Consider the following 23,954-nt stretch of genomic DNA (forward strand, 5'->3'; position numbering starts at 1 on the left):
CGGTCCGAGAAGGGACCGGTCGAACGGAGAGACGTCGAATGGACGCTGCAATCAAATCGATCCGCCCTGCCAAGAGCAACGAGCCCAAAAAGGTCGAAACCCGGCCGGCCGAGCTCGATCCGTCCGAATTCCTTGCCGCCGCCGTCCGTGCCGACCAGCCGCGCCCGTCACGTGCTGAAGCCGAGCAGGCGGTTCTGACGCTGCTGAGCTATATCGGCGAGGATCCGGATCGCGAGGGGCTGCTCGACACCCCACGCCGCGTCGTCGAGGCTTTTGACGAGCTTTACCAGGGCTATCACCAGTGCCCGGCCGAGGTGCTCGACCGCACCTTTGGCGAGACCGCCGGCTATGACGATTTCGTGCTGGTCCGCGACATCGAGTTCACCTCGCAGTGCGAGCACCACATGATGCCGTTCTACGGCAAGGCACATATTGCCTATACGCCGGTCGAGCGGGTGGTGGGCCTGTCCAAGCTCGCCCGGCTCACCGACATCTTTGCCCGCCGGCTGCAGACGCAGGAGCATCTCACCGCCCAGATCGCGGCTGCGATCGACGAGGTCCTCAAGCCCCGCGGCGTTGCCGTCCTGATCGAGGCGGAGCATACCTGCATGTCGGTGCGCGGGGTCGCCAAACATGGCGCGTCGACCTTCACCAGCCGCTTCACCGGCATGTTCCGCGACAATCCGGCGGAGCAGCAGCGTTTCCTGTCCCTGGTGCGAGGACCGACCCGGTAGCCTCGCACAACATTGCGAGGCTTATCCCGTGTCAGCACATGATCACGAGCGCGAGGAAGGGCTGGCATTCCAGCCCAAATTCGACGCGTCAGGTCTCGTGACCTGTGTCGCGACCGACGCCGCCAATGGCGACGTGCTGATGGTCGCGCACATGAACGACGAAGCGCTGCGCAAGACCATTGCGACCGGCGAAGCCTGGTATTTCAGCCGCTCGCGCAATGCGCTGTGGCGCAAGGGCGAAAGCTCCGGCCACACCCAGCGCGTGATCGAGATGCGTATGGATTGTGACCAGGACGCTGTATGGATTCGCGTCGAGCAGACTGGCGCTGCATGCCACACTGGTCGCCGTTCCTGCTTCTATCGCGCCATCAAAGGCGAAACCGGCGACATACAATTGTCATTCGTTGACGCCGAACGCTTGGTCGATCCATACAAAGTCTATCGCAAATAGACTCAATACTTCTCATTGGCGCGCTGCAGCGCGCGGGCTGCGTTGCCAGCGCGCGCGTGATGTGCGAAAGTTCCCACTCTTCGTCGAGATGGGGGTCGCGGCGGTGGCGCGTTACGTTTCTCTGATCCGATTGTGTTTTGTTTTTTTCACGCTGCCATTTCTTCCGGCGGTGGCGCAAACACCGGAGCGCGCACCCGACACGATGGCCGCGCGCGTGCTCGCCTGCGCCTCCTGTCACGGCGCGCAAGGCGAGGGGACGAGCGACGTCTATTTCCCGCGCCTTGCCGGTAAGCCCGCAGGCTATCTTTATAATCAGCTCGTCGCGTTCAGGGATGGCCGGCGCAAATATCCGCCGATGAACTATCTCCTGGAATTTTTGCCCGACGACTACCTGAAGAAGATGGCCGACTATTTCGCCTCGTTGCGGCCCCCGTTCCCGGAGCCTGCGATTCCGACCGTCAGCGATGCGATTCTCGCGCGCGGCGAGTCGATCGTGAAGCATGGCGATACCCAGCGCGGCATTCCGCCCTGCGCGAGCTGCCACGGCCCGAGCTTCGGCGGCATGGAGCCCGCGATTCCCGGTCTGCTCGGTCTGCGTGCAAGCTATATCAGCGCCCAGCTCGGCGGCTGGCGCTACGGCACGCGCACCGCGGCCGCCCCCGATTGCATGCAGATCGTCGCAAGCCTTCTTACCGAAGACGATGTGAAGGCGGTCGCCGCCTATCTCTCATCGCGTCCGGCGCCGGCAGACCCGTCGTTCGCGCCGCAAGGCAGTCTGCCGATGCCGCTTGCATGCGGCAGCGAGCCGCGTTGAAGGGAGCTCGCCGATGCAACGCCTCTCTACCAAGCTGATTCTCCTTCTGGCGCTGTGCTTCGCCGGCATGACACCGGCAACTGCACAGCAGAACCCGCCCGCCAATGCCGAGCTGCTCAAGAAGGGTGAGTATCTCGCCCGCGCCGGCGACTGCATCGCCTGCCATACCGCGCGCGAAGGCAAGACCTTTGCCGGCGGGCTGCCGATGAAGACGCCGTTCGGCACGCTCTACACCTCCAACATCACGCCCGATCCGCAGACCGGCATCGGCACCTGGACCTCGGACCAGTTCTACCGGATGATGCATGATGGCCGCTTCCCGGACGGCGGTCTCGTCTATCCCGCGATGCCGTTCGGCTCCTATACCAAGGTGACGCGCGAGGACTCCGATGCGATCTACGCCTATTTGCGTTCGGTCCCGCCGGTGAAGCAGGTCAACAAACCGCACGAATTGACCTTTCCCTTCAACAATCGCTCTCTGATCATCGGCTGGCGCACGCTGTTCTTCAACGAAGGCGAGTTCAAGCCCGATCCGACCAAGTCGGCGGAATGGAACAGGGGCGCCTATCTGGTCGAAGGTCTCGGCCATTGCGGCATGTGCCACACCGCGATCAACGCGCTCGGCGGCAGCTCGGAATCGCAGGCGTTCGAGGGCGGCCTCATTCCGATGCAGTACTGGTACGCGCCGTCGCTCACCTCGAACAAGGAAGCGGGGCTGGGCGAGTGGAGCATCCAGGAAATCGTCGACTATCTGCGCACCGGCGTCTCTGCGCGCGGCGCGGTCTACGGGCCGATGGCGGAAGTCGTCTACAACAGCCTGCAATATCTCAACGACGAGGACATCCGCGCGATGGCGGTCTACCTGAAGGGCCTCGCGCAGGGCACCTCGCCGGACAAGCCGCCGCCGGCGCTGCCAACTGCCGAGAGCAGCCTTCTGCTCTCGCTCGGCAAGCAGATCTATGACCGCGATTGCGCAAGCTGCCACGGCGCGACCGGGCTCGGCATGCCGCCGCATTATCCGCCGCTCGCCGCCAACCAGTCGATCCAGATGGCCTCGGCGGTGAATGCCATCCGCATGGTGCTCAATGGCGGCTATCCGCCGGGCACCGCGGGCAACCCGATGCCCTATGGCATGCCGCCCTTCGCGCAGCGCCTCTCCGACGATGAGGTCGCCGCCGTCGTCACTTACATCAGGACATCCTGGGGCAATCGCGGTGCGCCGGTATCGGCGCGGCAGGCCAATGAATTGCGCACGGCTACGCTGAAGTAGAGCATGATCTGGAGAAGGGGTGGGCCATGACGGATTCATCCTCGCAAGGGCGGGCGCAGCATTCCGATGACGAGGCGGTCGACGCGATCGTGCGCGCAGGTCCCGGCGGTGCGATTGCGGTGGCGGGCATCGCGACCGCGATCGTCGTCGCTTTATGGTTCGCCTTCTATCTCTTCGTCTTCCTGCCGCGGAGCGCCTGATCGTGACCAGTGAGACCGATCATAGTCACGGCGCGCATGGCCTCGGCGAGGCGGTTGCCGCGCGCATCGAGCGGCGCTGGGCAACGTTGTCGATCGTGATCATCGGCGTGCTCGTCGGCTTGGCCGCCTTCTTCGGCATCTACCATACGACGATGCCGCAGGGTCGCGTCGAGACCGCCGATCCCACGACCTTGCATCTTTCCGGCGAATTCGTCGAAAGCAACCTTGGCAGCGCGCTGGAGGCCGACGGCTCCGTCACGGTGCGCGCGATCGGGCAGCAATATTCATTCACCCCGCAATGCCTCGTGGTACCGGCGGAAACGCCGATCACCGTTCGCGCCACCAGCGCCGACGTCGTGCACGGCTTCCTGATCGAGGGCACCAACATCAACGTCATGCTGGTGCCGGGCTATGTTTCGGATCTGCCGATCAGCTTCAAGACGCCGGGCGAACACATGATGCCGTGCCAGGAATTCTGCGGCATCGGCCATCAGGGCATGTGGGGCAAGGTCAAGGTGGTCGACCAGGCTACGTTCCGCAACATGGCGGCGAGCAAACGGAGGCTCACCTGTGTTGATTAACAAGCGGCTGATCCTGGCGCATTTCTGGCTCGCCTTCATCGTCTTCGGCGCGGCGCTGGTGCTCGGCGCCTGGCAGATGTTCGTGCGCAGCCCGCTGAACGCCTGGCACTTCAATCCGGAATTCTATTATCGCTCGGTCACCGCGCACGGCACGGTGATGGGCTATGTGTTCCCGACCCTGATCGCGATGGGCTTTGGCTACGCCATCAGCGAAGCGGCGCTGGAGCGGCCGCTGATCGGGCGGCGCTGGGCCTGGGCCGGCATCGCGCTGGTCGCGATCGGCAGCGTGATGGCGATGATCCCGGTCTCGCTCGGACTCGCCTCCGTGCTCTACACCTTCTATCCGCCGATGATCGGCAATCCCTTTTATTACATCGGCGTTGTCCTGGTCGTGGTCGGCTCATGGGTCTGGGTCGCGCTGATGTCGATCAATCTCGCGGTCTGGAAGCGCGACAACCGCGACAAGCCGGTGCCGCTCGCGATGTTCGCCAATGTCGCCGGCTCCTATCTCTGGGCCTGGACCGCGGTCGGCGCTGCGGTCGAGCTGATTTTCCAGATCATTCCGACCGCGCTTGGGCTCACCACCACCATCGACGCCGGACTGGCGCGCGTATTCTTCTCCTGGACATTGCACGCCATCGTCTATTTCTGGCTGATCCCGACCTACATCGCATATTACACCATCTTCCCGCGGGCGATCGGGGGTCGGCTCTACAGCGACGCGATGGGGCGGGTTGCCTTCATCATGTTCGTCGTGGTCGCGATGCCGATCGGCGTGCATCATTTGTTTGCCGATCCGCAGGTCGGCGCCGGCTTCAAGTTCATGCAATCGGTGTTCACCGGTCTCGTCGCGCTGCCGACGCTGCTCACGGTATTCACGATCTGCGCGTCTGCGGAGATCGCGAGCCGGCTGCGCGGGGGCAGGGGCGCGTTCGGCTGGATCGGCGCGCTGCCGTGGAAGAATCCGATCATGCTCGCGACCGCGCTGTCGCTCGTGATGCTTGGCTTCGGCGGCGCCGGCGGGCTCATCAACATGAGCTATCAGCTCAACACCAGCATCCACAACACGCAATGGATCACCGGCCACTTCCATTTGATCTTCGGCGGCGCCATCGTCATCATGTATTTCGCGATCGCCTATGACCTGTGGCCGCATTTGACCGGCCGCACGCTGGATAGTTACGGGATGATGCGCACCCAGCTCTGGCTGTGGTTCATCGGCATGATCGTCACAACGTTCCCGTGGCACTATGTCGGCATCCTCGGCATGCCGCGTCGCATGGCGTTCTATGACTACGCCAATCCCGCGATCGCGCCGCAGGCCCTCTCGGTGACGATGTCGGCGTTCGGAGGATTGATCCTGCTGACGTCAGGTATCCTGTTCCTGATCGTGCTGATCCGCGGCCAGTTCGCGCCGAGGGGCGAGGCGGGCGCCTATCGCTTTGCCATCCCCTTGCACATGCCTGTGCGCATTCCGGTTGCACTCAACAGTTTTGGATTGTGGCTGGCGCTCATGATCGGGCTGACGGTCGTCAACTACGGCTATCCGATCGGCCAACTGATGGCCGTGAAGAATACCAGCGTGCCTGCCGTTTATGTCGGAGCCAGCAGATGAGCGAGGAGGAGCTCTATTCGCCGCGCAATCCCTGGTTCAGCATCAGCGTCGGCGTCACCGCCGCCATCGCGGTGCTGTCCGCGGTCGTGGGATTGATCTGGCTGCCGCTGCTGCAGCCCAATCTGAAGCTTGCCGGCATCTGGGATGCGATCTGCAGCGCAGCCGGCGTGCCGAACCTGCCGAGGCCCGCCGCGGCGGTCCCGCCTGCGTTCAAGACGTCGAATGTCGTGGTCACTCCGGAAATGCTGACACGGCAGGATCAGGTGTCGATCGGCCGTGGCGCGACGCTCGCGCAGCGCTGCGCGATCTGCCATGGGCCGCAGGGCGTCAGCGACGCTAACTCGCCGAACCTCGCCGGGCAGTACGCCGCGGTGACGTACAAGGAGTTGAACGACTTCAAGACCGGGGCGCGGGTCAACGTCGTCATGAGCCCGTTCGCGGCCAATATGACCGACCAGGACATGCGCGATGTCGCGCTCTATTACGCCTATCTGCCGCGTGTGCCTTCCAGTCAGGTCAATCTGAACCTGCCGCCGCCTGCGATCGTGGTGACGGGCGCGCCGATGCGCAACATCCCGCCCTGCGGCTCCTGCCACGGCGAAATCGACATCAAGGCCGGCAGCCCCTGGCTCGGCGGCCAGTCCGCCGTCTATATCAAGTCGCAGTTGCAGGCCTTCGCGTCGGGCACCCGCCGCAACGACATCAGCGAGCAGATGCGCAATATCGCCCGCCAGATGACCGCGGAAGAGATCGATCAGGTCGCGCGGTATTACGAGGCGCAGCCGTAAGGCTGCGCCTCCTTAACTTCCCATTAACCATAACTGCCGCAGGGTATTGAAGGGAGCTGCGCCGATTACCGGCGTTCATGAAGCCCACGCGAGCGTTTCGCGAGGAGCGGGGCATCAATCGATGGCGGTCGATATATTCAACGCCGGGACGGCGGCAGGTGTCGACCCGACGCGCGCGAAGATCGCGGGTTCGATCAAGCAGGCGGCGTCCACCACCGGCACCAGCTTTCAATACCTGCTCACGACCGCCAAGATGGAATCCAACTTCAACCCGCGGGCTTCCGCGTCGACCTCAACCGCGCGCGGGCTGTTTCAGTTCATCGACCAGACCTGGCTCGGCACGGTGAAGGAGGCGGGGGATAAGCTCGGCTACGGCAAATATGCCGACGCCATCACGAAGAATTCTGACGGCAGCTATTCGGTCAGCGATCCGCAGGCGCGGGCCGCGATCATGCGATTGCGCGACGACCCGGATGCGGCGTCGGCAATGGCCGGCGTGCTGACGCAGTCCAACAGCTTCAAGCTCACCGGCAGCATCGGCCGTCGCCCGACCGATGCCGAGCTCTACATGGCGCATTTCATGGGCGTCGGCGGCGCAGCGAAACTGATCTCGAGTGCCGAGGGCAATCCGAACGCCAGTGCCGCGCAGATGTTCCCGAAGGCGGCCGCCGCCAACAGTTCGATCTTCTACGACGGTTCGGGACGCGCCCGCAGCGTATCGGAAGTCTATTCGGTGCTGAACGCGCGCTATGCCGGCGCTGCCAATTCCAGCGCGACCCGCACTGCTTTTGCCGCGGCCGGCGGCGAGATCGCGAGCGCTGCGCCCGCGCCGGCGATCGACAACGCCGCCTACCTCTCAAGCTTCCCGGATTCCCGCGCGGTGTCGCCTGTGGCCGGCTCGCAGACGGCGTCCGCTCCGGGCGATCCGATGTTCCGCTCGCTGTTCCAGGCCGGCGACCGCGCCGAGCCGATCTCGCCGACTGTGCAGGAGCTATGGGGTCGCTCGTCACAGGTCGCGACCACCTCGTTCTCCGGCCAGACCCCCGAAGTGCGGCCTCCCGGCCGTCTCGACCTCTTCAGCGACCGCAACGGCACGTTCTCGGGCTGACGCTCCGCACAGGTGGTTGCCCCTCATGGTGAGGAGCGCGGCACGCGCGTCTCGAACCATGAGGCCCCGATCTCTCACCCGTGGCCCATCCTTCGAGACGCCGCTGCGCGGCTCCTCAGGATGAGGGCGCTGCGCGTGGAGGCGTCCTCTCTCCATTAACGAAACGTCAATAAACCCAAAGAGTTATGGTGAACGCTTTGTTAAGCGTCATGGTTTATCTTTGGTTACGTTGGCACTGCATCACCGTGTCGTCTCGTTGCGTAAGCCGGAAGCACCATGATCGTTCGGCAGTTCATCAATTGGATCAGGACCGCTCCGGCAGGGGAGCGGGCCGAGGCCACCCGGGCATTGGCGCGGGCGTGGTTGATTTCAGACCTTTCCGAGGACGACCGCATCGCCGCCGAGGGCGCGCTGCTGATGCTGCTCGACGATCCCTCGCCGCTGGTGCGGCAGGCGATGGCCGAGGTGTTCGCGCGCAGCGCCGAGGCGCCGGCGGCCATCGTGCAGGCGCTCGCGGTCGACCAGCCCGCAATCGCGTTGCCGGTGCTGGAACATTCGCCACTCCTGATCGATGCCGATCTCGTCGACATTGTCGCGACCGGCAACAACGAGATGCAATGCGCGATCGCGCGGCGGATCAATCTGCCTGCATCCGTCGGTGCGGCGATTGCCGAAGTCGGCTGTGCCGCCGCAGCGCTCGAATTGATCGAGAACGCGAATGCGGAACTCGCGCCGTTCTCATGGGACCGCATCGTCGAACGGCACGGCCATCTTGCCGCGATCCGCGAGGCGATGCTGGTGCTGGAAGGCCTGCCGGCCGCGACCCGCATGGCGCTGGTGGCAAAGCTGTCGGAGACCCTGGCGCAATTCGTGGTCGCCCGCAACTGGCTCCCCGCCGATCGGGCTGATCGTATCGCCAGCGAAGCGCGCGAGCGCTCGACCGTTCACATCGCCGCGCGCTCGCGCGGCGAGGAGATGCGCGGCCTCGTCGCGCATCTGCGCGCGACCTGCCAACTGACCGCCGGTCTGATCCTGCGTGCGCTGCTCTCGGGCAATATCGAGCTGTTCCGCGCAGCCCTCGCCGAACTCTCCGATCTGCCGCAAGCGCGCATCGCCGCGCTGTTGCATGACCGCGGCGCCGCGAGTCTCGACGCGCTATTGATCCGCGCCGGCCTGCCGGGATCCACCTTCGCCGCCTTCCGTGCCGCGCTCGAGGCAAGCCACGAAGCCGGCTATGTCGACAGCATCGACGGCGCGGTCAGGCTGCGCCGCCGCATGGTCGAGCGCGTGCTGACCCATTGCGAGACCGATCGGCAGGCCGCCGAACCGCTGTTGATCCTGCTCCGCCGCTTCGCCACCGAATCCGCGCGCGAGGAAGCACGCGTCTTCTGCGAAGAGCTGGTCGCGGAAGAAGCGCTCGCATCGCTCGAGCACGATTTGATCGCGGCGTAGGAAAAACCGCCGCCGCAACACACGTCGTCATTCCGGGCGATGCGACAGCATCGAACCCGGAATCCATTTCGCCGCCTGCGCATGCGGCCCAATGGATTCCGGGCCTGCGCCTGGCGGCGCATCCCGGAATGACGGGGGACAGCGACAGCCGCGTGGGGTGGGCAAAGGAGGGCAGCGACGTGCCCACCATCAACACTCCGCTTCCAATGGTGGGCACGCGGAGCCTGTCATCGGGCGCGCGTTCGCGCGACCCGTTGGCTTTGCCACCCTACAAAGCCGTCATCATTCCGCCGGTGCGATGCTCGGCGCGAGGATGGCTTCGAGATGTTCGGGGCGGTCGTGGTTGACCTTGACCAGGAATTCATCGGCGATGCCGCGGAGCTGCCTGCTGAGCGCGCTTGCCATCACGGCGGTGTCGAGCTTGGTGCGCTCGCGCACGATCGCCTGGATCGCGTTGATGTGGTGGGTGATCAGCTCCGCCGGCACCTGGTCGAGATCGGGGGCGTGCTCGATGATGCGGCACAGGCTTTCGGCCGCGGCGCCGGCGGAGGGAAAGCCGAAGGTCGCGGCGTCGCCCTTGATGTCATGAGCGGCGCGGAACAGCTCTTCGCGCGTTTCATGCGAGAAGCCGTGGCGCAGCACAGTGGCGTGCGCGGCCGACAGCCGGTCGGCCTCGATTGTCATCCACTGCTTGAATTCGCCGGAGAGGTCCGCAAGCGCCTGCTCGGCGCGCGCAACGGGGTCGTCATGATCGATGTCGGGGGGGATGCGGCGCAAGACTCCGCGCAGCGGATTGGGTTGCGTGATCACATGATGCGTGGCGAAGGTCTTGATCTCGACCGCGCCCGGTTTCTCTTTCGCCATGATGATCTCCTCGCCGCCTAGATCGCGGAACGTGCCTTATCGAGCAGCGACGGCTGTTGCATCACTTCCATCTCGCCGCCGATGCGGCGCTCGGGCCCGATATAGGTGTTGCTGGTGTTGCGGCGGCGGTCCGGGCCGAAATAGGTCTTGGTCTTGATGAAGGGGCGGGGGTTGGCAACGACATTGAGGATGCGCTGGTAAAGTCCCTTGGCCGAGATCGGCTTGGCCAGGAATTCGGTGACGCCGGCATCGCGCGCCACCGTGACGCGGCGCTTCTCCGAATGCGCGGTCAGCATGATGATCGGCGCGTAGGGATTGGCGTTGGATTCCGGCTGCCGGATCATCTGTGCGAGTTCGAGCCCGTCGAAAATCGGCATCGACCAGTCGGTGATGACGATGTCCGGGACGTAGTGGGTGTACATTTCCAGCGCGGTGGCGCCGTCTTCCGCCTCGTAGACTTCGCGCGCGCCGAACGAATGCAACAGCGTCCGCAGGATGCGGCGCATGTGCGGATTGTCATCGCAGATCAGAAACCGCAGCTTGTTGAAATCGATGCGATACATGTCCCGCCCGGCCCAAACGGCATTACCCGACGTTAACCATATCGCTGTGGCGGTTAAGGAAAGGTTGCGAGGAGGGGGAGGATCAGTACCCGAACTGCTCGCGCAGGATGCGCTCTTCCAGGCTGTGGCCGGGATCGAACAGCATGCGTATCGAGATGGTCTTGTCGGTCAAGACCTCGACGCGGCTGACGTCGCGCACTTCGTCATGGTCGGCGACCGCCGCCACCGGGCGCTTTGTGCCTTCGAGCACCTCGATCACGACGAACGCCGAATTCGGCAACAGCGCGCCGCGCCAGCGCCGCGGGCGGAAGGCGCTGATCGGGGTCAGCGCGAGCAGGGCGGCGTTGATCGGGATGATCGGGCCCTGCACCGAGAGGTTATAGGCGGTCGAGCCGGCAGGGGTGGCGACCAGGATGCCGTCGGCGATCAGTTCAGGCATCCGCTCGTGCTCGTCGATCAGGATGCGCAGGCGCGCGGCCTGATAGGTCTGGCGGAACAGCGCGACCTCGTTGATGGCGTGATGCAGATGCACGGCGCCGTGAATGTCGGTGGCGCGCATCAGCAGGGGGCTGATCAAAGATTCCCGCGAGGCCGCCAGCCGTTCGCGCAGATTGTGGGTCGCGTACTCGTTCATCAGGAAGCCGACGGTGCCCCGATGCATGCCGTAGATCGGTTTCCCCGAACGCATGTTGGCGTGCAGCGTCTGCAGCATCAAGCCGTCGCCGCCGAGTGCGACCACGACGTCGGCGTCCGCCGCGTCGCAATTGCCGTAGAGCGCGGTCAGTTGCGCCAGCGCCGCCTGCGCCTCGGTGCCGCTGCTGGCAACGAAGGCGATCTTCTCGTATCGCTCGGGACTGGTCATGGCACGACAAGCTCGGCTCTGGTTGCGCGCCGTTCCGCGCCGCGCCCGTCTATACAGCTTGGCCGCGCTTGTCGAGATCAGAAGACCGGCATTTCGGGGTCACAAAATGGCTCGGCAGGGCCGCCCGACACAATTCCGCAATGATCGGGCCTCGTAGCCCGGGTGGAGCGCAGCGCAACCCGGGACTTCTGCATCCGCGTTTACCAGGGGTCCGCTTCGCTCCACCCGGGCTATGTGCCTCACTTCTCCCGCAGCGTGCGGATCGGCTCCCAGTCCCCGCCCGGCGGCTGCGGGGCCATCTGCTCGGCGCGCTCGCGAAACAATGCGGCCGGCTTGTCGGTCGCGGCCGAGCGGCCGAAAGCCTCCGTGGCGAGGTGGAATTCGCCGGCGCGCCAATGCGCGAGTCCATCGCGATAAGTCTTGATCAGCGCCTGCTGCGCTTCCGACAGCGCATCCGCCCGCGCCACCAGCTCGTAGATCTTCAGCGCCTGATTCCGTCCTTTGACGCGGACTTCGTCGAGCTCGCGCCAGGCAAAGCCGCTGCCTGCGAGCGCCACTGTCGCATCCGAGGCGATGATGGTGGTGCCGTAGAACTTGTTGGCGCCTTCGAGGCGCGAGGCGAGGTTCACCGCATCGCTCATCACGGAATAATTGAAGCGCCGCCGCGATCCGAAATTGCCGACCAGCGCCTCGCCGGAATTGATGCCGATGCGCTGCGCGAGCGGATGGTCGCGGAAGGCCGGCGAGGTGGCGTTGAGCTCTGCAAGTCGTGTGCAGCAGTCGAGCGCCGCGTTCGCAGCATGGTCAGGATCGTCGGCGGGCGCGCCGAACACCGCGACGATGGAATCGCCGATATATTTGTCGACATAGCCACCATTGGCCTCGATGACATCGGTCATATCAGAAAGATATTCGTTCATCAGCGACATCAGCCGGTCCGGCGGCATGTTTTCCGCGATCGCGGAGAAGCCCGCGAGGTCGGAGAAGAACACGGTGACCTCGCGCGCCTCGCCGCCGAGCTCGGGCAATTTCTTCGACGACAGCATGCCGTTGATGACGTGTGGGGCGAGATAGAGCGCAAAGCTCTTCTGCAACAGCCGGCGGTCGCGATCGGTGACGGCGAAGCGAAGGCCGACCATCGCCGCGAGCGCAGCCGTGCCTGCCGCGAAAGGCTCGACCAGCGGAAGCGCCAGTGCGTGGGTGAAGGCGAACGTGGCGCCGACGAGCCCGAGCGCGCTCGCCGCTGCGCAGCAGAGGACGGCGGTGAATGGCCTGAATAGGCGCGCCGCCGTTGCGGCCAGCGCGGCAAACAAGAAGGCGATCAGGAACGTCGGCAGGAGGCCGGGCTCGCGCGCCGCGTTGCGGGTGATCAGGTTGTTGACGGCGGTGGCGTGGATATACACGCCCGCGATGGTGCTGCGCGCCACGCCCGGAACGGCCGGCGGACTGGCGTCGGGCGCGCAGCGCGGGAGAGGGCGCCTCCCGTCGCCTGCGGTGGCAAATCGTTTGGATGTCGCCTGGCGGTCCTCGATGTCGAGCACGGTGCCGATCAGGACGATCTTGCCGTCGAACCAACGCCGGAAAAAATCCCTCCCGCCCTTGGCCGCGCAGGCGCGCAGGTCGGCGAAGGAAAAGGTCGGGATGTCGTCCGCGCCGCCGGCAAAGTTCAGCGTCATCGTGTTCGGCACCGGGCTCGGAATCCGGTAACCGGCGAGCGTCACGTTGCCACTGGCGTCGCTGTCGGCCGTCGCACCAAGCGCCCGCGATGCCAGTTCGAGCGCCATGCCGGAAACCCTTGCGTCGCCGACGACAAAGGTCAACGGCACCCGCCGCACCGTGTCGTCACTGTCGGTGTGGACATTGAGCGGACGGATGTTCCGCTGCTGGCGGACGGCAACGCGCTGTCCGGGGGAGGGGAGGATCGGCTGATCCCCGCGCAGGATCTCGCCGAGCACGACCTTGCCGGATGTGGAGGCGGAGGCGAGGGCGCGCAGGAAGTCGCGATCGAAGCCGCGCACCTTTTCGCCCAGCACGCCGTCGCCGAACGGAATTTGCGACAGCTCGATCGAGGTCGGGATCACCAGGTCGAAGCCGACGACCTTGGCACCGCCATCGATGATCGCGCCGAGCACGCGGCCGATCTCGCCGGTCCAGGTCAGCGTGGGCGATCCCTTGAACGGCGCCGCGCGATAGCTTTCCTCGTCGATCGCGACGACAACTGTGGGGGAAGCGGTGGGGTCGGGTGCGCTCTGGAATATCCTCCAGCGCAGCGCGGTCAGGATGTCGAGCGAGAGGCCGCGGATCGGCTCGAGTGCGGGCGAGATAGAAATGGCGGCGCAGACGAGCGCGATCGCGGCGATCGTGATCACCTCGTGCGCGGTGCGCCCGATGCTCAAGGTCGCTGATCCTGGCTGGCGCGGGAAGATTTTCTCTCGAACAGTGAGGCGTGTTCGACTTCACCTCGGTCCGCGTGCGGGGAGAGGTCGAAATTCAAGCCAACGGGTCGGCGCGAAGCGCCGCCCGATGACAGGCTCCGCTTGAATTTCGGGTGAGGGGGAATCTCGGCGAACACGTCTGTCACCGTGTCCGTGGAGAGAGCCCCTCACCCCAACCCTCACAGAGCGAGCTTCGCTCGTCTCGGCCCCGTAAGAACGGGGAGAGGGAGAAGCGCCAGCAGTGGCCCCAAGGCAGTTTCATCACGAGCTAATTCATCCGCAGCAGGCGGCCGACGATCGGCGTGGGGCCGGGCTTGGCTTGCGGGTCGACGCGGAAGACGATCTGCGACGACTTGAAGGTGGCGGCGTAGAGGCCGCCCGGGACCAATGCACCGTTCTCGCGGGCGAAATCGAAGAACCTGCCCTTGAGCTGGGTGCCGCCGAGATCAACCTGCTGACGCTCACCGGGGATGTCCAGGCGCTTCACGATCAGCGTGCCGCGTCCTCTTGCCTCCACGAATGGCGAAGCGCCGTAGAGGGTGAGCTGCGGTTGCGGCAACGAGGTCTTGTTCGCATCGACGCTGCGCAACACGGTGGCGGCGACCGCGCTGGTCGCCTGCGTCGTGGCGTGCGTCTGGTTGGAATCGCAATCGGTCTTTTCGGCCTTGAGGTCAGCGAGATGCACGACGCTCTCCTCGGTGCCGACGATCACCGTGCCAATCCCGGAGATCGCTTCGCGCCGGCAAGAGGTCATATAGCTCAGCACGATCGAACCACCGTCCCCGATCTTGATTACGGTCTTGGGGGCTACATAATCCATGAACTCGGCGCCGGTGACCTTGCCTTGCACGTCCTCGACGACGGCCACCGGTGACTCGGCCGCCGCCGGCGAAGCCAGCGCAAGCAGGCCGACACAAATGGCAATCGCTCGTTTCATTTCGGGAACCCCCTCGAAGATACAATTTCGTTAGTCGCGGTGGCGCCGTTTTGGTTCTGTGGATCGAATGGTTGGGTTGGCAACCTTGTGGATGTGACGGATATCACTCAATTGTCGCCGCGGACAACCTGATCGGCGCGTATTGTCGCAGGCCTGTCGCATTCATCGCGGTGCAAACCGGCTGGCGCGATTGTGATTTCCACACAATTCGTCCCGTTGTGTAGCTGCATCCCCGATGGACGCCGCAATTCGCGTCGTAGCCCGGGTGGAGCGCCAGCGTAACCCGGGAGCGCTCTCAATGTTGACGCAGATGTCCCGGGTTTCGCTTCGCTGCACCCGGGCTACGAAGGAACTGGGACATGGCAAGCTGGGTCGGAACACAGCGCAACGCGCGCACGCGCATGATGGTCGCGCTGCTCGCATTTTCAGTCGTGAGCGGCGCGTGGGCGCAGGACGCGGGCGACACCCCCAAACCGCCATCACAGTCAGATTCGCCGACGACTCAGGCACCGGCGGGTCGTAAGGGCGGTGCAGACCGCAGTGCGGCAGCCAATCCACCGTCGGCGTCCGAGCAGCACCGCTTGCCGCCTGACTCCACGACCAAGCAGACGCTGGCGCTGCCCAGACGTAGCTTGGAGTTCACGGCCACCGCGGGCTCGATCCGCCTGTTCGACCAGAAGGGCGAGCCGCAGGCCGATATTGCCTATACCTCCTATCAGCTCGACGGCACCGATCGGACGAATCGCCCGGTCACCTTCCTGTTCAACGGCGGGCCGGGCGCATCGTCGGCCTGGCTGCAGCTCGGCAGCGCCGGACCGTGGCGGATTGCGCTGGGCGGCGAGGGAGCGGTGTCGTCGGCGTCGCCCGAACTGGTGCCGAATGCGGAAACCTGGCTCGACTTCACCGACCTCGTCTTCATCGATCCCGTCGGCACCGGCTATAGCCGTTTTGTCGCGACCGGGGACGACGTGCGCAAGCGCTTCTTCTCCGTCGACGGCGATGTCAACGCGATCGCGCTGGTGATCCGCCGCTGGCTCGAGAAGCACGAGCGGCTGCTGTCGCCGAAATATGTCGTGGGCGAAAGCTATGGCGGCATCCGCGGACCGAAGATCGTGCATAACCTGCAGACCGAGCAGGGCGTCGGCGTGAAGGGATTGATCCTGCTCTCGCCGCTGCTCGATTTCCGTGAATTCCAGGGCACGAGCCTGCTGCAATATGTCGCGAGCCTTCCGAGCATGGCGGCGGTCGCGCGGCAGAGGAAGGGCCCGGTGACGCGCAGCGACGTCGCCGATGTCGAACAATACGCGCGCGGCGATTTCCTGGTCGACCTTGTCAAGGGGCAGGCCGACAGCGAGGCCACGACACGGCTCGCCAACAGGGTGGCGGCCCTGACCGATATCGATCCGGCGGTAAGCCGTCGCCTCGCGGGGCGTTTCGATATCTCCGAATTCCGCAGGGAATTCGATCGCCGCAACGGCAAAGTGACCGGCCGCTACGACGCGTCAGTCGAAGGCTTCGATCCCAATCCGGATTCGAGCGTATCCCGCTTCGGCGATCCGTCCGGCGATCCGCTGATTGCGCCGCTGACGAGCGCGGTTGTCGACCTCACCAGGGGCAGGCTGAACTGGCAGCCGGACGGATCCTATCATCTTCTCAACGGCAGCGTCGCCGGCTCCTGGGATTTCGGCCGCGGGACAAACCCGGCCGAGTCGGTCTCACAGGTCCGGCAGATTCTCGCGCTCGATCCGAAGCTGAAGCTCCTGGTCGGCCACGGCCTGTTCGATCTCGCGACTCCTTACTTCGGCTCGGCGATGGCGCTCGACCAACTGCCGGCCTTTGCGAGCCCGGACCGTGTCAAACTCGTCGTCTATCCCGGCGGCCACATGTTCTATTCCCGCGACACCTCACGCCAGGCGTTCAGAGGCGAGGTCGAAGCGGTGATGAAGTAGGCGAGAGCGATTGACGTTCTTCGCCTGCGTACTCAAACAGCGTGCTCTCCAGGAGACCCTCATGGTGACGAGCGCGTCTTCGCGCGTCTCGAACCATGAGGCCTCGATCTCACCCGCGCCATGCCTCGAGACGCCGCTTGCGCGGCTCCTCGGGATGAGGGTCGTCGCATTCATCGCGCAAGGGACGTGACAATATTTTGCAGCTTACTTGAAGTTGCCGTCTCGCGTGATCGGGCAGCGCTTCTGTCGTATGACGCGCATCATTTTGCTGATGCAAAATTCACGTTTTTGAGAGTCGTGATTGAACCTGAGGACGTGCGGCACTGACCAATTCAGTGCTGGGGATTTCAGGGCCCAGTGACGACCAACGCCACCAAGCAATACTCATTGCGCTCGGTGGCGTTTATTTTTGGCGAAGCTGTTTCGCCGCAAGCCCCACCGTCGTCATTCCGGGACGCGCGTAGCGCGAGCCCGGAATCCAGTTCTCCACCTGCACCCGCGGCTCGATGGATTCCGGGCTCATCGCTGCGCGATGCCCCGGCAGGGACGACACCGGTGTGAAGCGCGACAGAAACTGAAGGGCACGGCGCGTGCGCCGTTGCCCGTGACACGGCAACTATCGCCTCAATACACCAGCCCGGTGCCGGGCGGCTTCTCCAGCGCGGCGGCGAGCGAGCGGTATTCCTCGCTGCTCGTGCCGGCGAGCTGGGCGATGCGGTTGAGATGATACTGTGCCTGGTCGCGGTTGCCCTGTTCGACCTGCCACAGACCGTAATACTGCCAGGTCTTGACGTGGTTCGGATCGGCCTTCAGCGCGCGCTCGTACCAGACCTGCGACAGCTTGTAGTCGCCGAGCTTGCGATAGGAATAACCGATCAGGTTGGCGACCGCGGCGGTGTCGTCGCGGTGCAGCGCCTTCAATTGCTCGATCGCGTTCGCATAATCGTGGCGGTCGTAGATCGTGGCATAGGCGGCGTGATAGCCATTCTCGAAGGCGGCCTGTTCGACGTTCGGACGAATCTCCGACTTCTTCTTGCCCTTGGGCGGCGGCGGGGGCGGATCGTTATCCGGCGCGGCATAGACCGCGGTAACGACGGGCGCTGCCGCAAGCGTCAGCGACAACATGGCGAGCGTCAACAGCCTGATCGCGAATTTCTGCATGCCTCTCTCCTGATGGTCAGCCCGGCGATCCTATACCGCGGCCCGTTTCCTTGAACACCCAGTGCTCGGAAACATTCCCGCTTCGGCACGCCATTTTGAAACTCACGCCTCGCAGACATGACGCGGTCAGGACTTATCGCGGTCGCGGACATGAACAGGATGTCATGGAGATGAACAAATTCCGTCCGCGCGTTTCAGCGTGGGTTCAGCGCCGCCGACTTAAGGTCGTCCTCACTGATCGGCGAGCCCGGCCATCCGACCGGAAGTCTCAGCGATCCCTGGAAGAGGAGACAACCATGCTCAAGACCATTTCCGCGGCGCTGCTTGCAGTTTCCGTGATGGCGGCGCCCGCGTTTGCCGGCAACTATGGCAAGACGACCCAGGCGCCGGTGATCAAGTCCGAACTGACGAAGTCGAAGGCGCTGCATGCCAACGCCAAGATGGTGCGCCATCATCATAAGCACCAGCGCTACGTCCGCCATCATGGCCACCACAAGCACATCGGTGTGATCAAGACGCATGTCACGCCGAAGGTCGCGGTCAAGCCCATCGTGCGGCCCGCCAAGCGCGGCTGAATCCTGACTTCCACGACTGGTCCGTCCGCCGCGGCCTTGATCCACATTGCCCCACCGCGCCGGCGGATATCAGGCCCACCCACGGCCATTGCATCCCCAATGGCCGTGGGATGGTGCATTGAGGCGACGCCGAGATGCGAATTCCCTTTCGCCGCTGGCCGGTCTAAGAAACTGCCGGGACCGATGCAGTCGACTTTGGGGCGAAAGGAACTTGGCGAAGACAGCAAGACTTACGGCAATCCTGCTGTTGCCGATCGCGCTCGGGGCGTGCTCCGCATTCAGCAGCGACGACAACCGGTCGATCAGCTTCACCGATGACCGCGGTGTCGCCGACCAGCCGTATCCGAAGAATTACCGCGCCGAGACCCTGGCGTTCATGCACACCTATCTCAACGACCCCACCGGCGTACGGGACGCGGCCATGGCCGAGCCGGTGCAGCGGACGGTCGGTGGGCGGCAGCGCTACGTCACCTGCCTGCGCTTCAGCGCCCGCGACTCGGACGGCGCCTATCGGCCGACGCGGGAGCGCGCGATCGTGTACGTCGATGGCCGGCTCGACCGCATGATGGAAAATGCTACCGAGCCTTGCGCCAGCGCGACCTACGCGCCATTTCCTGAGCTGGAGAAGATGTCGCGGTAGCGGCGGCTCGGTGGCCGCAGGGTTACCGGGATGGGATCACTTTTCGGCGAGGGGTGAACCTCTGCTTAGTCAGATCCGACATCCGTTCTGGTGGCCGGCTCCGGATTAACTGGAGGGAAAATTCTTCCATGCGATGGAACCAGCGGGTGTTGCGGCGCTGTCACTGTGACGAACACGTGATGCTCTGGCGGTGCCCCAAAGCAACCTAATTGAAGTCACGTTGTTTGGTTTGATGTCGCGTCGTGGAGTGAACGGGGAAGTACCATGAAGAAGTTTTTGCTTGGCGCAGTCGCCCTGGCCGCATTCGCCGGCCCGGCTTTCGCGGCTGACATGCCGGCACGGCCCTATACCAAGGCACCGCCGGCCTATACGGCGCCAGCGTTGGTTTACAATTGGACCGGATTCTATATCGGCGGCCATATCGGCGGCGGCTTCACCGACGGCAACAATCTGCTCGGCAGCGACGCGCGCTTCCTGGGCGGCGTGCAGGGCGGTTTTGATTATCAATTCGCGCCGAACTGGGTGGTGGGCGTCGAGGCGCAATACAGCTGGCTGCCGGGCACCAGCAATAATGGCTTCGTGTTCCCCGCTGGAACGGTGGTGACGGGCAATACCGACCAGCTCGGGTCGGTAACCGGCCGGCTGGGCTACACCTGGGGTCCGGCGCTGCTCTACGCCAAGGGCGGTTACGCTTGGCGTGAGAATAGCAATCTCGGCGTCGCCTTCGCCGGCGTGCCGCAGCCCTTCACGACCGACGGCAACCGCAAGGACGGCTACACGGTTGGCGCAGGCCTCGAATACATGTTCGCGCCGAACTGGTCGGCCAAGGCCGAGTACCAGTATTACAATTTCGGCCACACGACCTTCACCTCCGGTCCGGCCGAGATCGTCGGCTCCCGCTTCCGGGACGACGAGCATACGGTCAAGGTCGGCGTGAACTACCGCTTCGGCTGGGGCGGGCCGGTCGCTTCCAAATACTGACCGCGGGTTTCCGCGGGGGGCGAGGGCCGGCTTTCCGCCGGCCCTTTTGCTGCAGGGCTACCGGCGCTGCGGAAAATATTTTTTGCGGTGCACGGAACTTTCACGCTCGATGGTTTATTATGCCGGCCGCCGGGCCAGGTGGACACACGAACATGCGTGCTTTTGCGTTAGCGTTGATTTTTTCTGCGGCGATATCGCCATGCCTTGCCCAGACCGTGCTGAAATCCGAACCGCTGATTCTCGCGCCCTACGAGGTCGCCTTTGTCCAGGATCCGGCCTGCGGGGTCGGCAAGGTGCTCAAGGTCACCGGCGCGATCAGGGGACTGCACCGGCGTAAGGCGTGCGTGACGCTGGCCTCGGAGCAGGCCTCACTGGTGAGCGCGACGCCGTAAGGCTTTTTCCTGCGGCGGCTCGGGCGGCGAGAGCTGCGGCTCGCTCCGCGCCTCGCGTTCGGCATCGGCCTTGTTCTTGGCGGGGTCTTCGTTCGGCTCCGCCTGGCAGGGCCTGATCTCGTAATCATTGTCCAGGACCGGACGCGGGGCGGCCTTGTCCTCGTCGGTGGCGACATCGACGACCAGGCCGCTCTTCCGGGCGACCTTCCAGACATCCGCCTCGGTCGGATAGGCCTTGCTCAGCTTGGCATCGTTGGAAAACAGCGCGTACGGCATTCTTAGCTCGTGGCTCCGCAAAGGCAGTCAACGCCAACCCCGCCCCCGGGTTTCAGCACCGCCAACCGTCTTGTTTCACGCCCAGGTGAGGGCGTCCGTCACCCCGTCTTGAGTCCCTAATAAGTGGTGAATCCCCCAAAAAAGAATCCGCAAGACTCCGGTGCTAGAATCGCCGGATGCTCCAGGCCATGACAACGGTTCTGCACACATCCAGCGAACGCGTGCATGTCACGCTCACCGCGGCGCTGTTGGTCGCCTCTGTGGCCAATATGCTGCTGGTATGGGCCTGGCTCTGACCGCCAAGACCTGGCGGGACAGCCGGGGGGATTATTCTATTCGGCGGAGCGAGGCGGCTAGGTACCCTCGCTCAGGGTGGCGCGGACCTTGGCCATGGTGGCACGGCAGTATTCCTCGCGCTCCCGGGTAAACCGCTCCTGGTGGGCGCGGAAGCTTGCCACCCGGGCACGGATTTCGGCCTGGAAATCGGCGGGGAGGTCGAGACCCGCGATCTGAGGCGGCTTCGCCTGAGACGGCCTTGCCTCAGGGTGCATTGTCTGAGCAGGCATCGTCTGAGCTGGGTTGGGCGGGACGGCGATCGGGAGCGGCGGAGGTTCGGCGAGCACGGCTTCAACGTTAACCACGGCGGTGGTTATGGTGGCGCGGACGGTCGTCTCGGTGGCCGGCGACAACAACTCGGCGTCGGGCTTCTTGCCGGTCACCGATTGCACGAACGCCATTGTCTGAGCGATCAGGAGATCGCGTTCCTTCATCCATTTCATGGCACACCTCGGCCCTACTCGACTGCAGCAAAGGTTGCCTTCGGAATCAAGCATCCCAAGTTATGGCAGTCCCAATTTCCACCGAGGTGACAAAAGAGTAACACCACGTCAATCGGAAGAGATCGTTTACCATAACAGGGTGATGGCGCTGTCCTCACGGGTGCGGTGGAAACGGCAGCAATTCCTTGCCGATCGCTCTGATGAGAAACTTCGAGCCGGCATCGGAGAGGTGCACGATATCGGTTATCAGCACCTGGTTGGCATCGGTCCCGATCCCGGTCAGACAGCCCGCAGCATTGCATAGCGTATGCCAGGCAGAGATGTACTCGATCCCTTCGGCTTTGCTGAAAGCCTCCATCCGCTGATCGTTGTCCAAGCCTGATACGCCCGCCGCGATTCGCTCCGGAATCTCGTGCCAAATCCGGTAGTGATTGACGAGCGTATGGGGAAGCGTTCGCTTCCAGACCGGCAGTGGACCCAGTATGACGATGCGCCGGACCTTGCTGGCGCGCAGCCGCGCGATCGTTTCGTGCAGCTTGCCGAGATCGTTGTTCGTGCCCCACATCGCATGCAGCAGCACGACGTCCGGATGCGCGGACTGAAGTAGGCCGAAGGCGGTGCGATGGACTTCGTCGCAGCGTGCGTTCGCGCCCGAATCCAGGATCGGAGCGCAGCCCGGCGCGCTGAACCTCGCCAGGCGGAACGATCCGCTCGCAGCCTCTGCTTCCTTCAAGCCCGGATAGAGCGCGGCCGCGGTCGAATCGCCCCACAAAAATACGAGCGGCTGCGTTCCCTGCTCGATGCAGTCTGCGTTGAATTCAGCGCCCGGCGCTTCCAGGAAACACCCGTCGCTAAATCCCGCATTGTCCTTCGCCTGGGTCCGCGCGATCGCCTGCACCTCCACAGGAAAACGAAAATCGAATCCGGCCGCGGCGATGGTCACGATACCGGCAAGGCCGACGAGCGCGAGACCGAGCGCTAGTCTCTTGACTGCCCGGTCGTAGTGGCGAAGCGGAATTTCGACAAAGCGGAATGTCAGCCAGGAAAGAATCACGGAGACGGCGACCGCCGCCCAGATCTCCATCACGTTCGGCACGCCGTTGCGCAGAATGCCGAGATAGGACAGGACCGGCCAGTGCCAGAGATAGAGCGGATAGCTGATCAGGCCGATCCATACCATTGGCCGGTTCGACAGCAGCATCTTGTTCACCGCCGAATTTGGCGTGGCGATCAGGAGTACCGCGCCGAGCACCGGCAGCAGGGCGTAGAGGCCTGGGAATGCGCTGGCGCGATCCAACAGCAGCGCCGGGCCAAGGATCGCGGCAAGGCCCAACAGAGCAAGATACTCGCCGATCCGCTTGTCCCAGCTAACGCTCTTCCGTACGAGCACAAGGTGGGCAAGAAGTCCGCCCGCGAGCAACTCCCAGGCGCGTGTGAGCGGTGAGTAGAACGCGACAGTCTCGTAGCCGAAGAAGATACTCAGGCTGAACGCAAACGACACCAGCGCGATGACCGCGATCCATCGGCCGCGGATTGCGGTTGCGGGGAGAAGAAGGATCAGCGGCGGCCAGAAGATATAGAACTGCTCTTCGACGCCCAACGACCACAGATGCAGCAGCGGATTGTCCGCGGCGGCAGGTGCGAAATACCCGGTCTGCCTGAGCTGGAACAGATTGGCCGCAAAGGCAACGCCGGCAGCAATGTTCTCGCTTAGCAGGGTGAATTGATCGGGCAGCAGCGCGAACCATCCGACCAGATAGGTCGCGGTGAGCACGATGACGAGGGCTGGAAAAATGCGGCGAACGCGCCGTGCATAGAAATCGCCGAACGAGAAGGTGCCGGCATCGACCCTCGTCAGGATGATCCGCGTGATCAGGAAGCCGGAGATGACGAAGAAGACGTCAACGCCGATGAAGCCGCCCGGCACCAGCCAAGGCTGGGCATGATAACCGACGACCAGCAGAATGGAGATTGCCCTCAGCCCGTCGATATCGGGCCGATAAGCCGTTTCGTGATGCGCCATTGTGCGGATGATGTACCCGGTCCACGGCGACGCCGCCAGAGCGGGCAGGGGCCCGCTTCATCACGTATCAAATGTTTGTGGCCCGCCTAGCTCGCGGGAAGTGGTGTTGCGGTCGTCTCGGCCAGCCGTTCGGCGGCCTTTGCTTCGATCAGGTCGGCGTAGCGGTCATATTCATCGGCCATTTCGAGCAGTTTTTCGCGAACGTCTGCATCGATGACCTGATAGGCCAGCCGCTTCGCTTGCTCGGATTGAAACCGGTAGTGCTGCGTGTCGGACATGTGGGTACCTCGAACGTATGTCCGGCACCAACCGCAAAGGTTCATCAGGCAGCAGCAGGCTTCTTGTCCTGTCGAATCTCGACGTCGAACCAGCCCATCTCCTTGAGTTCGTGCGCCTTCTTCAGCGCGGCATCCTCGCTCTCGCGTCTTAGGATGATCTGCCCGGTGCCGTCGCGGGCGTAGATGAAATAAGTCATTCTTAAAATCCTGTTCGGCTGAAATACGC

The 23,954-nt window shown here is 64.1% G+C and carries 26 protein-coding genes; 15 read left to right on the forward strand and 11 right to left on the reverse strand.

The window, feature by feature from the left end; translation table 11 throughout:
- Positions 1 to 38 precede the first annotated feature (38 nt).
- The 10 genes from folE (at position 39) to YY7_RS0110955 (ending at position 9,013) form a co-directional block, all read left to right on the forward strand.
- Positions 39 to 734 carry a GTP cyclohydrolase I FolE gene (gene folE / locus YY7_RS0110910; RefSeq protein ID WP_028163262.1) on the forward strand — a complete coding sequence of 232 codons (696 nt, stop codon included), beginning with the start codon at positions 39 to 41 and terminating at the stop codon, positions 732 to 734.
- Positions 735 to 762: 28 nt separating this feature from the next.
- Positions 763 to 1,185, forward strand: coding sequence for a phosphoribosyl-AMP cyclohydrolase (hisI, locus tag YY7_RS0110915; RefSeq protein WP_028163263.1), 423 nt, complete (start codon positions 763 to 765; stop codon positions 1,183 to 1,185).
- A gap of 61 nt (positions 1,186 to 1,246) precedes the next feature.
- On the forward strand, positions 1,247 to 1,999 hold the full coding sequence (locus tag YY7_RS0110920) for a c-type cytochrome (RefSeq protein WP_245287253.1): 753 nt from the start codon (positions 1,247 to 1,249) through the stop codon (positions 1,997 to 1,999).
- A gap of 13 nt (positions 2,000 to 2,012) precedes the next feature.
- Positions 2,013 to 3,269: a cytochrome c gene (locus YY7_RS0110925; RefSeq protein WP_028163265.1), complete on the forward strand. Its 1,257-nt coding sequence runs from the start codon at positions 2,013 to 2,015 to the stop codon at positions 3,267 to 3,269.
- A gap of 26 nt (positions 3,270 to 3,295) precedes the next feature.
- Positions 3,296 to 3,469: a hypothetical protein gene (locus YY7_RS61830; RefSeq protein ID WP_028163266.1), complete on the forward strand. Its 174-nt coding sequence runs from the start codon at positions 3,296 to 3,298 to the stop codon at positions 3,467 to 3,469.
- A gap of 2 nt (positions 3,470 to 3,471) precedes the next feature.
- Complete coding sequence (locus tag YY7_RS0110935) at positions 3,472 to 4,050, forward strand: cytochrome c oxidase subunit II (RefSeq protein ID WP_028163356.1); 579 nt, start codon at positions 3,472 to 3,474, stop codon at positions 4,048 to 4,050.
- A complete protein-coding gene (locus tag YY7_RS0110940) occupies positions 4,040 to 5,665 on the forward strand; it encodes a cbb3-type cytochrome c oxidase subunit I (RefSeq protein WP_028163267.1) in 1,626 nt (541 codons plus the stop codon). The genes YY7_RS0110935 and YY7_RS0110940 overlap by 11 nt, the downstream gene beginning before the upstream one ends.
- Positions 5,662 to 6,453: a c-type cytochrome gene (locus YY7_RS0110945; RefSeq protein ID WP_028163268.1), complete on the forward strand. Its 792-nt coding sequence runs from the start codon at positions 5,662 to 5,664 to the stop codon at positions 6,451 to 6,453. Before YY7_RS0110940 ends, YY7_RS0110945 begins: the two co-directional genes overlap by 4 nt.
- A 121-nt stretch (positions 6,454 to 6,574) precedes the next feature.
- Positions 6,575 to 7,561: a transglycosylase SLT domain-containing protein gene (locus YY7_RS0110950; RefSeq protein WP_028163269.1), complete on the forward strand. Its 987-nt coding sequence runs from the start codon at positions 6,575 to 6,577 to the stop codon at positions 7,559 to 7,561.
- Positions 7,562 to 7,837: 276 nt separating this feature from the next.
- Positions 7,838 to 9,013, forward strand: coding sequence for a DUF2336 domain-containing protein (locus YY7_RS0110955; RefSeq protein ID WP_028163270.1), 1,176 nt, complete (start codon positions 7,838 to 7,840; stop codon positions 9,011 to 9,013).
- Positions 9,014 to 9,295: 282 nt separating this feature from the next.
- On the opposite strand, the gene YY7_RS0110960 is transcribed toward YY7_RS0110955, so the two are convergent.
- The 5 genes from YY7_RS0110960 to YY7_RS0110980 form a co-directional block, all read right to left on the reverse strand.
- Positions 9,296 to 9,877 carry an Hpt domain-containing protein gene (locus YY7_RS0110960; protein WP_028163271.1) on the reverse strand — a complete coding sequence of 194 codons (582 nt, stop codon included), beginning with the start codon at positions 9,875 to 9,877 and terminating at the stop codon, positions 9,296 to 9,298.
- 17 nt (positions 9,878 to 9,894) lie between these two features.
- Positions 9,895 to 10,440 carry a response regulator gene (locus YY7_RS0110965; protein WP_028163272.1) on the reverse strand — a complete coding sequence of 182 codons (546 nt, stop codon included), beginning with the start codon at positions 10,438 to 10,440 and terminating at the stop codon, positions 9,895 to 9,897.
- 82 nt (positions 10,441 to 10,522) lie between these two features.
- Positions 10,523 to 11,302: an NAD kinase gene (locus YY7_RS0110970; RefSeq protein ID WP_028163273.1), complete on the reverse strand. Its 780-nt coding sequence runs from the start codon at positions 11,300 to 11,302 to the stop codon at positions 10,523 to 10,525.
- A 239-nt stretch (positions 11,303 to 11,541) separates the two neighbouring features.
- Positions 11,542 to 13,698 carry an adenylate/guanylate cyclase domain-containing protein gene (locus tag YY7_RS0110975; RefSeq protein WP_028163274.1) on the reverse strand — a complete coding sequence of 719 codons (2,157 nt, stop codon included), beginning with the start codon at positions 13,696 to 13,698 and terminating at the stop codon, positions 11,542 to 11,544.
- 307 nt (positions 13,699 to 14,005) lie between these two features.
- Entirely contained in the window at positions 14,006 to 14,674 is a 669-nt protein-coding gene (locus YY7_RS0110980; protein ID WP_028163275.1) for a hypothetical protein, read from the reverse strand.
- Positions 14,675 to 15,033: 359 nt separating this feature from the next.
- On the opposite strand from YY7_RS0110980, the gene YY7_RS0110985 reads away from it, so the two are divergent.
- The gene (locus YY7_RS0110985) at positions 15,034 to 16,623 is read left to right on the forward strand and encodes a S10 family peptidase (RefSeq protein ID WP_051396657.1); all 1,590 of its coding nucleotides are present in this window, start codon (positions 15,034 to 15,036) and stop codon (positions 16,621 to 16,623) included.
- Positions 16,624 to 17,247: 624 nt separating this feature from the next.
- On the opposite strand, the gene YY7_RS0111000 is transcribed toward YY7_RS0110985, so the two are convergent.
- On the reverse strand, positions 17,248 to 17,784 hold the full coding sequence (locus tag YY7_RS0111000; protein ID WP_028163277.1) for a tetratricopeptide repeat protein: 537 nt from the start codon (positions 17,782 to 17,784) through the stop codon (positions 17,248 to 17,250).
- A gap of 296 nt (positions 17,785 to 18,080) precedes the next feature.
- On the opposite strand from YY7_RS0111000, the gene YY7_RS56460 reads away from it, so the two are divergent.
- The 4 genes from YY7_RS56460 to YY7_RS0111020 all read left to right on the forward strand — a co-directional run bounded on the left by YY7_RS56460 (position 18,081) and on the right by YY7_RS0111020 (position 20,372).
- Positions 18,081 to 18,359, forward strand: a complete 279-nt coding sequence (locus YY7_RS56460) for a His-rich protein BRANT (RefSeq protein ID WP_196237249.1) — start codon at positions 18,081 to 18,083, stop codon at positions 18,357 to 18,359.
- A 211-nt stretch (positions 18,360 to 18,570) separates the two neighbouring features.
- Positions 18,571 to 18,999 carry a hypothetical protein gene (locus tag YY7_RS0111010; protein WP_028163278.1) on the forward strand — a complete coding sequence of 143 codons (429 nt, stop codon included), beginning with the start codon at positions 18,571 to 18,573 and terminating at the stop codon, positions 18,997 to 18,999.
- A 264-nt stretch (positions 19,000 to 19,263) separates the two neighbouring features.
- On the forward strand, positions 19,264 to 19,980 hold the full coding sequence (locus YY7_RS0111015; protein WP_028163279.1) for an outer membrane protein: 717 nt from the start codon (positions 19,264 to 19,266) through the stop codon (positions 19,978 to 19,980).
- A 152-nt stretch (positions 19,981 to 20,132) separates the two neighbouring features.
- Positions 20,133 to 20,372: a hypothetical protein gene (locus YY7_RS0111020; RefSeq protein ID WP_028163280.1), complete on the forward strand. Its 240-nt coding sequence runs from the start codon at positions 20,133 to 20,135 to the stop codon at positions 20,370 to 20,372.
- Here YY7_RS0111020 and YY7_RS51350 read toward each other — a convergent pair.
- The 5 genes from YY7_RS51350 to YY7_RS60220 form a co-directional block, all read right to left on the reverse strand.
- On the reverse strand, positions 20,349 to 20,648 hold the full coding sequence (locus YY7_RS51350) for a hypothetical protein (protein WP_051396658.1): 300 nt from the start codon (positions 20,646 to 20,648) through the stop codon (positions 20,349 to 20,351). The two genes, YY7_RS0111020 and YY7_RS51350, sit on opposite strands and share 24 nt — an antisense overlap.
- A 353-nt stretch (positions 20,649 to 21,001) precedes the next feature.
- The gene (locus YY7_RS0111035; protein ID WP_028163281.1) at positions 21,002 to 21,427 is read right to left on the reverse strand and encodes a hypothetical protein; all 426 of its coding nucleotides are present in this window, start codon (positions 21,425 to 21,427) and stop codon (positions 21,002 to 21,004) included.
- A gap of 154 nt (positions 21,428 to 21,581) precedes the next feature.
- The gene (locus YY7_RS0111040; protein ID WP_035689834.1) at positions 21,582 to 23,450 is read right to left on the reverse strand and encodes an acyltransferase family protein; all 1,869 of its coding nucleotides are present in this window, start codon (positions 23,448 to 23,450) and stop codon (positions 21,582 to 21,584) included.
- Positions 23,451 to 23,536: 86 nt separating this feature from the next.
- On the reverse strand, positions 23,537 to 23,728 hold the full coding sequence (locus tag YY7_RS0111045; RefSeq protein WP_028163283.1) for a hypothetical protein: 192 nt from the start codon (positions 23,726 to 23,728) through the stop codon (positions 23,537 to 23,539).
- A gap of 44 nt (positions 23,729 to 23,772) precedes the next feature.
- Complete coding sequence (locus tag YY7_RS60220; protein ID WP_155255128.1) at positions 23,773 to 23,925, reverse strand: hypothetical protein; 153 nt, start codon at positions 23,923 to 23,925, stop codon at positions 23,773 to 23,775.
- Between the last annotated feature and the right edge of the window lie 29 nt (positions 23,926 to 23,954).

It is taken from the genome of Bradyrhizobium elkanii WSM2783, assembly GCF_000472865.1.
Classification (GTDB): domain Bacteria; phylum Pseudomonadota; class Alphaproteobacteria; order Rhizobiales; family Xanthobacteraceae; genus Bradyrhizobium; species Bradyrhizobium elkanii_A.